Below are 13351 nucleotides of genomic sequence, written 5' to 3'. Positions count from 1 at the left end.
AAGAAGCTGGGGGAATTGCGCCAGGATCTCGTAACAACATAAATATATCCATCGGTAATGATAAAGAACTACTTCAAAATAGCTCTCAGGAGCTTCCGCAAACACAAACTATTCACGTTTATAAATGTGGTAGGCTTATCCATTGGTATTAGTGCTGCAGTAGTCATCTACCTCATTGTGCATTTTGATTTAAACTTTAACCGGTTTGACAACGATACCAGTAACGTGTACCGCATTGTTACCAACTATTCGTTTGCGGGTAACCCGGGGTACAACGGTGGTGTATGCGGTCCTTTAACAGTAGCTGTAAAAAACCAGGTGCCGGGTGTAGATCAGTCTGCACCATTTTTCACTTTATGGGAAACTAAGGTGAACGTACCCGGTGAGCATGGGGCAGAGCTAACGCTAAAGAAAGAAAAGAACATCGTTCTTGCTGACGGGCAGTACTTTAACCTGTTTCATTACAACTGGCTGGCAGGCTCGGCGAAAACAGCGCTAAATAGGCCTAACCAACTAGTAATCACATCGCAAAGGGCGCAGCTTTATTTCCCCAATGTGCCTTATGACCGTATAATTGGCAGGGAAGTAATTTATGAGGATACCATTAAAACTACAGTGAGCGGCGTTGTACAAAGCCTGCCGGCGAATACCGACTTTGCTTTCACAGATTTCATATCTTATTCATCCGGTACTACCGTGCCTGCCTGGAAAGATAATATGCAGCTTACCGAATGGGGGAGTACTACATCTGCATCTCAGCTGTTTGTTAAACTTAACCCAAGAGTGTCGCCACAGGTTATTACCCGCAAGGTTAATGATCTGCTGAAAAAGTACAATCCGCCGAAGGCTGAAGATAAGGGCAATTCACAGTCGTTCAGCTTGCAGCCACTTGCCGATCTGCACTTTAGTCAGCAGTACTTTCCGTTTGATAACGGCAGCACGGTAAGCCTCACTACTTTGTATGGCTTGCTTGTTATTGGTGCGTTTCTTCTGGTGCTTGGTTGCATCAACTTTATTAACCTTACTACTGCGCAGGCATCACAGAGAGCTAAGGAAATTGGTATACGCAAAACAATGGGTAGTACGCGCAGCCAGCTTATTCTGCAGTTTTTAAGTGAAACTTTCCTGGTAACGTTGCTCGCTGTTATTATATCTGTTGGCATAGCACCGGTAATTCTAAAACTTTTTGCAGATTTCATTCCGCCGGGTATCAGTGCAAACTTAATTCATCAGCCAGATCTTGTCATTTTCCTACTTGTTCTAACTCTAGTAGTAAGCCTTTTATCTGGCTTTTATCCTGCCATGGTCCTTTCAGGCTATAAGCCTGTGGCTGTGCTAAAAACCCAGGCAAACAGCATGGCCGGCAAAACCCGCAACGCTGTATTGCGGAAATCGTTAACGGTTACGCAGTTTGTTATTGCGCAGTTCTTTATTATGGCTACAGTACTGGTAAGTAAGCAGATTTATTACGCGCTGAATAAGGACCTGGGCTTTAAGAAAGATGCTATTGTAAATATCTCCACGCCGTTTAAGAGCCTTGGTACAGATAAACAGCAGGTATTTTTAAATGCCGTGCGCAACATGCCCCAGGTACAAATGGTAAGCGTTGGCGGCGCGGCGCCTTCATCATCCAATACAAACTCTACCACGGCAAAGTATACCGACGGCAAAAAAGAAGTAAAAACCGATGTTGAACAAAAGTTTGGCGACGAGAACTATATCAAACTTTATAACATCAAACTATTGGCCGGTCGCAGCTTGCAGCCTGCAGATACCGGCAGAGCATTCGTAATTAATAATACTTACGCCAAGACGCTCGGCTTCAGAAATCCGGCTGATGCGATAGGCAAGGTAATAGACTATAACGACAGAAAAATGGAAATAATAGGTGTGGCGAATGACTTTTATCAGAAATCCCTTCACTCGGCTATCCGCCCGCTGGTCATTTTACAACCTTTCCGTAACAAATGGAATAATCGTACTCTGCATATTGCTTTAAAACCGCAAACTGCCGGTGGAACAGAATGGACAACTGCGCTGGATAAAATAGGCTCCACATGGAAAAACATATACCCGGAAGATGATTTCGAGTATACGTTTTATGATGAAGCGATAGCGAAATTTTATACTGCGGAACAAAATACAACCAGGCTGCTAACATGGGCAACCGGGTTATCAGTATTCATAAGCTGCCTTGGCCTGCTTGGCCTTGCTATGTATACTACCGGCCAACGTACTAAAGAAATAGGCGTACGTAAGGTGCTGGGTGCTTCCGTAGGGCAAATTGTTGCTTTATTATCTAAAGAATTAATTTGGCTTATTGTGCTTGCATTTGTACTGGTTACACCAATTGCTTATTACGCTATGCAGAAATGGACTGAGAACTTTGTGGACCGTACGCCAATCAGTTGGTGGGTATTTGTGCTTAGCGGCGCAGGTATGCTTGTAGCAGCGTTGTTTACATCAAGTTTTCAAACGGTAAAAGCTGCAGCAGCAAACCCGGTTAAAAGTTTAAAAACGGAATAAAAGGGGGTAATCTAACTCCTGAGATTGCAGAATAAAAGGACTAGCAAAATTTATGCTGACGAATTACTTTAAAATAGCCTGGCGCAATATTACCAGGCATAAACTATATAGCTTTATAAACATAGGCGGGCTGGGCATTGGTATGGCGGTAAGTTTTATGCTGCTGTTGTATGTGTATAACGAATTTACTCTTAACAAGTACCACGAGAAAGGCGATCGCATCTATCAGTTATTCCGCAACCAGGCAGCAAACGGCGAATTAATTACCACCAACGGCATGTCCGTACCAATTGCGGCAGCTATACGCAAAGATTTTCCGGAGCTTGAAAAAGTTGCAAGGACAAACTGGGCCTATGACAACCTTTTTGGCTACAAGAACAAATCGTTGAAGCTGGAGATGATCTCTGCTGATCCTGACTTTTTGGATATCTTTACTATAAAACTTCTAAAAGGCAAACGACAGTATGTTTTTAGCAACGTTCAGTCGGTAATTGTTTCCGAGTCGGCGGCTAAAGCTTTGTTTGGCACGGAAGATCCGATAGGTAAAACACTCAAATTTAACACGACAGGTACGGTAATGGTATCCGGCATGTATAAAGATTTGCCAGAAAACGGCTCATTTAAGTTTAAGGTTTTTGGATCATGGGCCGGGCTGGAAGCAAACCAACCCTGGGTGAAAAACTACTCGTGGGGAAACTTTTCTTTTAAAACCTATGCGCTTGTAAAGCCAGGTATTAATGTAGCCCGTTTAAATGCTAAACTTGCCGGCACCATAGAGAAGTATAACAGTGCCGACAAAGAGAATAAGCTTTTCTTATATCATTTTGAGCGTTTACACCTGTATAGCGAATTTAAGAATGGGGTTAGCGTTGGCGGTGCAATACAATATGTACGGCTTTTTATGTTCCTGGCATTGGGCATCCTGCTTATTGCCTGTATTAATTTTATGAACCTGTCCACCGCCCGGTCAGAAAACCGGGCCCGCGAAGTTGGTGTACGTAAAGTAGTTGGCGCCAGGCGATTCGCCATTGTAAAACAGTTTTTGGGCGAGTCGCTGCTTATGTCGGCAGTATCCTTTGTTTTTGCAATTGTTTTGGTGACCATTTTGTTAGATTACTTCAACAGCATTATTCACAAAAACCTGGCAATACCTTACCAACTGCCACAATTTTGGATAGCAGCAACAGGCATTATACTGATAACCGGCATTATAGCGGGCAGTTACCCAGCCTTGTTCCTTTCATCATTTAAGCCGGTTAAGGTGCTTAAAGGGCTTAATAAAACCGGTAATGCAACGTTACGGCCCAGGCAGGTACTGGTTACCCTGCAGTTTGTATTTGCCACCTGCCTTATCCTTTCTACCATTCTTATTTACAAGCAAATACAATACATAAAAAACAAGCCCGCAGGATACGACAGGAATGGCGTTATAGAAGTTTCACAGGAAGGGAAGTTATACGACAAGTTTGAACTGTTCAGGCGCGACGCTATTGAAGCCGGTGCCATTGTAGATGGCTCTGCAACATCAGGCACAATTTCCACCCGCAACAGCTCGTCATGGGGCATTACGTGGCCAGGGCAGCTCCCGGGAGAAGATAAAACACCTATAGACCAGATTGTAACCACTTACCATTTTACCAATACTTTTGGCGTGAAAATGGCGGAAGGACGCGACTTTGAAGAAGGCAGGCCAAGTGATACCCTCGCTATTCTTATGAACCAGGCCGCCGTTAAGCTTATGCGCCTCAAGAATCCTTTAGGTACAAAAGTAAAGTGGCAGGGGCAGGACAGGGTAGTTATAGGGATTATGAAGGACTTTATACAAGGCAGCCCATCCGAACCAATAAATCCTTTAATAGTGGGCTTTATGAAAGACTGGAATGGTACAGCAAATCTGCGGCTTAATCCGCGTATCTCTGTGTCATCAGCATTAAGCAAACTGGAAGCTGTTTACAAAAAGTACAACCCTGAGTACCCGTTTGAATACAAGTTTTTAGATGAGCTGTACGGCGAGAAGTTCCGTACCGAGCAATTGCTGGGAACGCTTGCAAATTCGTTTACGGTGCTGGCAATTGTCATATCATGTTTAGGTTTGTTCGGGTTGGCATCATTCTCGGCAGAACAGCGTCGTAAAGAGATAGGCATCCGTAAAGTGCTTGGCGCCACAACTGCGCATTTATGGTATAGCCTTTCAAAAGAATTTGTAGTGCTGGTACTTATTGCTTTTGTAATAGGGGCAGGTGTAAGCTATTACTTCATGAGTGATTGGCTTAGCCGGTACACCTACCATACGGATATCAGCCCCTGGGTGTTTGCGGCAACTATACTTATCAGCTTATTGGTTACGCTCACCACCGTTAGCTGGCAGGCTATAAAAGCGGCGTTGAGCAATCCTGTAAAGAGCCTGAGAAGCGAGTAGCCACCTCTTTAACAATGTATCAGAAAGAGGCGCTTTAAGGTGCCTCTTCTTGTTATGTAGGTAATATATCTGCAGAAGATTGCTTGCTCTATAGCATTTAAAAGTGTCCCGCATTAAGTGTCCCAATTATTATGTCGACAAATGGCGTTAAAACCACATCTTATTAAAATTTAGCTAATTACAAATTTTACATAAAGTATTTGTACTGTCCCGGGGTGTCCCGCTTGATACTGACATTCAACTGTAGACCTGTTAGTTACGTATTTTAGCTGTCCCGGGTGTCCCGCTTATTAAGCGGGACACCCGGGACACGTGCAGCCGGAATTTACATAATGAAATATGACTATGGTGTTGCTCCGGATCGGGTCATTTATCTATTAAAACGTTTAACTTCGCGTAATGAATTTTTCGTCAAAACTGCTGGAGGATGCCGTTGCTGAGTTTTCTAAATTGCCGGGCGTAGGGCAGAAGACAGCCCTTAGGCTGGTGCTGCATTTGCTTAACCGCGACAAGGAAGAAGTGGCGCGTTTCAGCAGCGCAATAAGCCGGCTTCGCAACGAGATCCAGTTTTGCCTAACCTGCCATAATATATCAGACCAGGCGGTTTGTGAGATCTGCGCTTCACCAAAGCGCGATCATTCGATTATCTGCGTTGTAGAAGACACCCGCGACGTTATGGCGATAGAAAACACCAGCCAGTATAATGGTGTGTACCATGTTTTGGGCGGCCTTATATCACCTATGGACGGCATAGGCCCGGCAGATCTTGAGATTGATACTCTGGTAGAGCGACTAAAGGACGGTGGCGTTAAAGAAGTTATCTTTGCGTTAAGCGCAACCATGGAGGGTGATACCACCATATTTTACCTGCATAAAAAATTGAAGCAATTCAGTATAAATATCTCCACTATAGCGCGTGGCATAGCGTTTGGAGGTGAATTAGAGTACGTGGACGAGATCACTTTAGGACGATCTATAGTGACCCGTGTACCGTACGAAAATTCATTATCCTGACGCTTATGAAACTCTCGGTTATTGTAGTTAACTACAATATGTGCGCGCTGCTAAAACAATCGTTAAATTCTTTAACTACTGCATGTAATAATATTGACTATGAGTTAATTATAGTTGATGATGCGTCTTCAGACAGGTCTGTTGCCATGGTCCATAAAGAGTTTGCAGACAACGAGCTGATTGTGAATGAGAAAACCCTTGGCGTAGCCAAAAGTCGCAACCTGGCGTTAAGCCGGGCAAGAGGCGAGTATGTTTTACTGGTCAATGCGGATACAATAACCGCCAGCAATACGCTGGAAAGCACATTATCCTTTATGGAGATGCACCAGGATGCAGGAGCACTAGGAGTTAGGATGCTTACACCTCAGGGCCGTTTTTTGCACATCGCGCGGAGAGGCTTTAATCGTGCCTGGGAAGGGTTTTTCAGCATTACCGGACTAGCTAAACAGTTCCCTAAATCAAGAATATATAAGCACCGTAAAGATAACTGGGTAGATGAATTTGAAACCGCCGAAGTAGACGTAGTAAACGGCGCATTCATGTTATTACGCAGTTCTGTACTACAGCAGGTAGGTGGCTTAGATGAACGTTTCACTTACTTTGGCCATGATATTGACCTTTCTTACAGGATCAGGCTTGCGGGATACAAGAATTATTACTTTCCAAAAACCTATATCATCAACTTCAGGAAACAGGTGCAGTCCAAATTTACATGGAGCTACATCAGGCACTTTTACGGCGCTATGTTTATATTCGCCGGCAAATATATGTTCAGCATGCCGGAGATAAAACTTCCGGGTGTGCCGCAGCTATTTGCCCCGAAATATGAAGTTGAAAGATAAAGTAGTTGTTATTACCGGTGCCTCTTCCGGCATCGGGAAATCCTTAGCTATAGAACTTGCCAAACGCGGCGCTAACCTGGTGTTGGGCGCACGCCAGTATGTAACATTATGTACTTTAGCGCAAAACATCGAAACGCAGCATCATGTTCGTGCAGTTGCAGTTCAGTGTGACGTGACCCTCGCCGATGATTGCGCCATGCTGATCAAACAAGCGGTGCTCACGTTCGGCAGGGTAGATGTGTTAATTAACAATGCCGGAATATCTATGCGCGCTCTTTTTAAAGACGCCGACCTCAGTGTTCTAAAAAGCCTGATGGATGTTAACTTCTGGGGAACGGTTTATTGCACAAAGTACGCATTGCCGGAGATATTAAAAACACAAGGAAGTATTGTTGCTGTATCATCTATAGCTGGTTACAAAGGGCTCCCGGGAAGATCAGGTTATTCAGCAAGCAAGTTTGCCATGAATGGCTTTATGGACTCGTTGCGTGAGGAAAACCTTAAAACGGGCGTACACGTAATGGTGGCCTGTCCGGGTTTTACAGCATCAAATATCCGTAATACTGCACTTAACCAAAAAGGTACACCACAAGGCGAAAGCACCCTTGAAGAAGATAAAATGATGACGTCCGACGAGGTAGCTACCATTATATTAAATGGTATAGAAGCCCGTAAACGTACGCTAATCATGACTCGCCAAGGTAAGCTCACCGTTCTCATGAGCAAGTTCTTCCCGGCGTTGCTGGACAAAATGGTTTATAACGTATTTGCAAAGGAGCGCGATCCATTGTTGAAATAGCGCTCCTTTACAATCCATCTTTACTTTACTACCTCAACCCACTGCCCTTTAATCAGCGCGTTAATGTCATGGTTATACATTGCCTCACAGTAAGTAGCCGGTAAATAGTATTTACCCGCATATGCGGCATTCAGCATTACATAGTAGGTTACTTCCTGGCCCTCGTTCAAACGGAAGTAGGTATTTACCCTGTCATCACGTATGTCGCGGTAATCTGATATCGAAGATTTAAATGCTTCATCGTTATTCAGCATCCTGATATTCAATATCTCCCATCCCGACGGGAATATTTGCGTAAGCGCCAGATTATCGTACCTGCCGCGTTTACCAGGGTTCCTGATGGTTACCTGGGCAACAAAGTCGCTGCCTTGTTTAAGGGAGCTTACGTCCAACGGTTTACCGCCCAGTGTAAAGTATCCAACACGCATGGTCATTACATCGGGATTAACATACGTTTTTACGTCTTGTCCGGATGATGGCTGCCCGCGTTGGATAAGCCGGACGTATAGGCGATTGGCACCTGTATTTTTCATAGTAACGTTACCACCGTTAGATGCCAGCGCCTGCTGCCACATGTACGAGCCTGAATTTACATTCCCGTTGCCCCCGGTTGCCTTGTAGTTGAACATTAATTTAGCACCTGTTTTATTACTGCCACAGTATTGAGCAATAGCCACCAGCGAATAAGCCGTAGTTTGAGTGCTGTACCAGCTATCCTGAGAAAGCCTTGCAGCTACGCTGCGCAGTAAACCAGCTGCTTTTTGCTGCTGCCCAAGCAGTGTTAGTGTTTCCAGTATCATGGCTTCGTCGCGGAGGTCAGAACCGTACGTGCCGTACATCACTTTGTAAGGTTTAACATCTGTAGACAACCCGCGGATCATGCGCAAACCAACCTCCGGTTGCCCTGCCAGTTTGTAGGCGGCGGCAAGTCTCCAGCGTGCTTCATTACTTATGTACTGGTATTCTTTTAAGCGGTTCATGGCACCTAGTTCAGGTGCACCGGCAAGTGCCAGCAGGTACAGTCGATAGGCCTGCACCAGGTCTGTATAATAGTAATAGTCGTGTATGTTGGTACGTGGGTCAGGCGACCAGTTCACGGCCTTCTGCTTTTGATAACGCTTCCATTCGTTCAGCATACCCGCGGGTAGGCTGTAGCCTTTTGCCTGTGCCGACAGCAGGAAGTGCCCTGCATAGTTGGTTCCCCACTCATCAGCATCGCCCTGGCCCGGCCAGTAACTTAAACCGCCACCCGGTACACGGAAACCATTCAGGCGGTTAATAGCCGTTTTGATATTACGATCAGCTTCGGCTTTTTGCCTGCCTGACAAGTCAAGCAACTGATTTAAGTATAGTTGCGGGAAGCCTGCCGAGGTGGTCTGTTCCACACAGCCGTGCGGGTAAGTAATAAGATAATCCAGTCGTTTGCCAAGATTGAGCGGCGGAATGCTGGCAACTTCAAGCGTGGCTTTGTTTGTTCCATTTATACCCAAAGCGGTGTAAGGTGTAGACCAACTTTCGCCTGGTCTTAACTCCTTGTCGATGATTCTGGTTACCGGCGGATTAGGATTACGCACATTTAGCTCAACATCGTTTACTGCTGTTTCAGTCCCTGCTTTAGCAATAATGCGCACTTTACCTATGCCCACAAAATCCTTCACATCCAGGTCGAAGGTCACCAACTGATCACCGGGTTTGTCAAACCTAATCGTGCGGGTGTTGCCACCCAAATTATTGAATGCGTTCGACTGCACCTGCACCGTTACGTTTTTGATGTTGTTTTCCATCGCAAAAACGGTTACAGGCAACTGCACCTTTTCTGACGGGCCAAGCACGCGCGGAAGTGTAGCGAGTATCATTAATGGCTTTTTAACAGCCACCGTCTTTTCCGCAATGCCGTAAGCCCCATCATGGCCGGCAACTATCATCACCTTTACTGAACCTACGTATTGCGGCAAGGTGAACTTTCTGGTTTGTTTTTCACCTTTACCTAACCGGAACGGCCCCAGGAATTTCACCACGGGCTTAAACCGGTTAACAGTGACATTCTTGTTCACGCCCCCGGTGCCGTCACCACCAATGCTGAGAATGCGCTCCAGGCCGCCTCCAAAAGCACCCATTACATAGTCGTATAAGTCCCAGGTCTTAACGCCCAAGGCTTCACGCGCGTAAAATGCTTCGTGTGGATCTTGTACCTTGAAGTTGGTGATATCCAGTAACCCTTCATCAACAACGGCAATCGTGTAGGTCATTTCCTTACCATATGCTTCTGATACATCAATGGAGGTCGTTGTTTCTGGTTTTATCTTGTCTGGCATGCCTATTACCGGCCTTACCACGGTTTCAGGGTTCTCCACCGTTAGCGGGATTGCCCCGTACATGCGGATAGGCAAATCATTGCGGGTTTGCGAATGCCGCTGCAACAACGTTACATTCACAAAAACGTTGGGTGCCATTGTCTCGTCTGCCTTAAACGTATAGCGCGTTTGTCCCTTTTTAGTATCTATCCAAACAGTCTTAAGTACCTTGCTGCCGTTTTCAAAACTTACCAGCGCGTGGCCGTCGTTCATAGTAGGAATAGTAAGGGTAACATCCTCACCAACTTTATAATTCTTTTTGTCTGATGTGAACGATAACATTGATGCGTCAGTAGGATTAGTTTCCTGCAAGCGCGACGACCAGTTTGGCCAGTCTACATAAATGATCTTACCGGTGGAGTGCCCTGTTGCTTCATCACGTACCCGGATGAGGTAACGGCCCCAGTCCGCTTGTTTAATGTGCATTTTCCAATTACCGCGACCGTTTTGAACAAGCACGTTCTCGGTAGAGATTAGCTTGTTATACTGGTCCTGCGTAAAGTTGCTCATTTCATTGCCGGTTTGGTCCCACCACCAGCGCCATTGTATCTTATAAAGTTCAACTGTTACATAACGCGACCCTGCAAGCGGGTTGCCTTTGGTATCTACGTCGGCAATTTGTATGTTGTGGTCTTTATCAGTCACCAGCATGCCCGACATAGCAGCACCTTCAGGCGTTTTAATTCCCACATAACCCGGGTACACGTTATAGTCGACACCGGCTTGCTGCAGGCTGAAGTTGCCACCGGGCTCAAACACTTTCACTACAAAGTTGGCACGTAACTGCCCCGGCGCCTGTTTTTCTACATTGATGTCCGCGTTCACATCTGCAAGCCCGTTCTCATTTAAGTTTCCTTCAAAAACGGTTTGGGTTTGCGTATTAAAGGCAAGGGTAGGGTCGTCAAATACATAGTCTTCGAAACCCTTAAAAGATGTGTTTTTTGCAGATAAGAATGCATCTACTTTAGCTTTTAAGTTCTGTGCAGCACCACCAAACAGCCACTGCGCGCTCAACCTGCCGTTTACACCACTTCCTTTTGTTACTGCAGCCGCACCGCCAAAGTCCAGCTTAACTTTCAAGCGGTTAGGCATAACGGTTTCTACCTTAAGGTTCTTTTGGAACGATGCACCACCTACTTTTATAGTTGCCGACCAGTTACCCGTAGGAGATGAAGTCTCTGTTGCAACATGGAAGCTGTAAAAACCATCTACTGAACTTGTGCGGGTAAGCTTCTTGTAAAGCTGCCCGTTCGGATTATATAATTCAAACTCTACAGGATGATCTGCAGGCAGTGCCTTAAGTTTATCTTCCAGTATAAAGGTCACGAATATAGAATCGCCTGGACGCCAAACACCGCGTTCTCCGTATATGAAACCTTTTAAGCCATTCTGTACCTGTTCGCCGCCCACGTTGAACCGTGATAACGGTAACGAGCTACCGTCGTCCAGCTTCAGATATCCACGCTCCTTGCCGTTTTTAGCAACTAAAAGGTAAGGCTTGCGCTTGTTCTCAAAACGCATTAAACCGTCGCCGTCCGATGTGCCTTTTACAATAACCTGTTTCTGATAATCCAATAGTTCCAGGTCAACACCTTTCATTGGTTCGGCCGTAAGCAGGTTGGTAACAGCCACCAGCGTGGTGTTATCGGCGCCACGTTTAGCGATGAGTCCAATGTTCGAAGCTATAATGTTGCGGGTTGCCCAGCGCTCCTTGTTAAAGTAGGAGTTGTTGCAAGGGTCATCGCGTTTGTCCCACTCAAAACCTTCGGGATAGTAGTTGTCATACTTAGCCCAAAAATCATCGTCTTCGTCGCTAACACCGCCTGTATTTCCGCCGTATTCGCCGCCGTCGTCGTATTCATCACCACCATCCTCTTCGTTGTTGTTTGCTTTAAGGACAGCAGTACCTGCTGAGCAATTGTACAAAGAGTATTCTTGTCTGTACCCTATAATCACACGGTATATAGCACCTGGTTCAGCACGGAACAGCTTATCCACATCCAGCATAAAGCGGTTCTTTTTATGCAGGTTGAGCGATTTATCTTCAGTTAACGATATTGTTTTCTGTAACACAGGCTTGCCCACCTGCCGCAATTCAGCGCCGCCATCAAAGCCGTTTGTTTGGAAATACTGCGGTACGTTATTCTCGTATATTTTTATGATACTTACGTCTACGGCTTTCAGGTTCACTGCTTCAAAAGGCATTAGCAATTTACCCGAGTCGGGAAGGATAACACCTTTACCGGGTATGGTAACGGCAGGCAAACGGTTCTCAAAAAACACGTTGGCGCTATAGCTTTTGCTGATTTTTTTATGAAATACACTTTCTACACCTTCGTTAACGGTAACGCTAAAGTTGCCTTCCAGCCGTTGTGGTGCATAAACCTTTACCACACTGCCATCAATAGTGTAAGCAGGGTCTGTAAGTTCGCCGATGCTTATCAGTCCGTTAAGTTCCTGGCCTACCATAATGGGATCAGAGAACTGAACCGCAACGTACTGGTCATTCTCCTGAACGGCCTTAATGTCAAGCACCTTAAAGTCGCCTACTGCAGGCACATCAAAGGTCTGGTTGCCGGTTTTATCTACCTCAAGGCTGCTGCCATCCCATTTAACATCAACCGGTTTTGATATGCGGACCCGTTTGATGGAGGAAATAACAAACTTGTGTTTCTTTTTTACATCATCGTGCTGCCAGCTCAATTTAACAGGTTGTTCATAGCTGGCGCTTATAATCTTTTCTACATTTGCGGCGTCTTCATAGTCGGCGGTTTGTATTGTGCCGGTCAGCTTCATCTCGTCGGACGACCGGTTTGTAGCGCTTGTTAAACCAAAGAACGACACGCTGAAGTCCGGCTTGATCGTCTGGAAATCAAACTTGAAGTGTTCGTACTCACCGTCAACCTTTATCAGTTTGCCCAGTTCAAAATCTACATCATATTTTTTATCAGCATCCAGCTTGCCGTCGGGTTTAAACTCAATGGTACGCTCGTCTATCCAGTAAGCTTTTCCTTTTACAGAAGGAGATAGGTCGAACAATTTGCTGTTTACTTCTTCGCCCTGGGCGTGCGTCACCTGAACCTCGCCGGCCAGCTTTACCCTGATGGCGCCCTGGCGGGAGATAACACCGGTGGTGTAAGATTCGATATAGCGGCTGAATTCAGCGGAAGGTGTGCTTCGATGGTTACTTCTCGCAAAGTAAACAACGGCTGCAACAAGTATAAGTGATACGGCTAAGGTTACCTGGCCTCTTCTTGAATAGAAAAGGCGATAGATGTAATTCATAGGTAGGTTAAATTTGCCTATGAATTTAGGTAATAATAGTTTGATAATTTATGTAAAATAGGCAAATATTTTTCTACTCAGGCAACATTGCGTGTATGTAAAGGCAAGTTGT

Annotated in this window: 6 protein-coding genes; 5 read left to right on the top strand and 1 reads right to left on the bottom strand. The window is 45.4% G+C overall.

The window, feature by feature from the left end; all coding sequences use genetic code 11:
• Window positions 1–57 precede the first annotated feature (57 nt).
• The 5 genes from AC59GT_RS09490 to AC59GT_RS09470 all read left to right on the top strand — a co-directional run bounded on the left by AC59GT_RS09490 (window position 58) and on the right by AC59GT_RS09470 (window position 7600).
• Window positions 58–2526 carry an ABC transporter permease gene (locus AC59GT_RS09490; protein WP_497237417.1) on the top strand — a complete coding sequence of 823 codons (2469 nt, stop codon included), beginning with the start codon at window positions 58–60 and terminating at the stop codon, window positions 2524–2526.
• 52 nt (window positions 2527–2578) lie between these two features.
• Window positions 2579–4945, top strand: coding sequence for an ABC transporter permease (locus AC59GT_RS09485; RefSeq protein ID WP_497237416.1), 2367 nt, complete (start codon window positions 2579–2581; stop codon window positions 4943–4945).
• A 399-nt stretch (window positions 4946–5344) separates the two neighbouring features.
• Window positions 5345–5959, top strand: coding sequence for a recombination mediator RecR (recR, locus tag AC59GT_RS09480; RefSeq protein WP_497237415.1), 615 nt, complete (start codon window positions 5345–5347; stop codon window positions 5957–5959).
• 5 nt (window positions 5960–5964) lie between these two features.
• A complete protein-coding gene (locus AC59GT_RS09475) occupies window positions 5965–6801 on the top strand; it encodes a glycosyltransferase family 2 protein (protein WP_497237414.1) in 837 nt (278 codons plus the stop codon).
• Window positions 6785–7600, top strand: coding sequence for an SDR family oxidoreductase (locus tag AC59GT_RS09470; RefSeq protein WP_497237413.1), 816 nt, complete (start codon window positions 6785–6787; stop codon window positions 7598–7600). Before AC59GT_RS09475 ends, AC59GT_RS09470 begins: the two co-directional genes overlap by 17 nt.
• Window positions 7601–7620: 20 nt before the next feature.
• Here AC59GT_RS09470 and AC59GT_RS09465 read toward each other — a convergent pair whose 3' ends face one another.
• Entirely contained in the window at window positions 7621–13239 is a 5619-nt protein-coding gene (locus AC59GT_RS09465) for an alpha-2-macroglobulin family protein (RefSeq protein ID WP_497237412.1), read from the bottom strand.
• Window positions 13240–13351 lie beyond the last annotated feature (112 nt).

The sequence above is a fragment of the Mucilaginibacter sp. 320_HR genome, from assembly GCF_059691875.1.
This window is presented reverse-complemented; position numbering and strand designations above follow the sequence as displayed.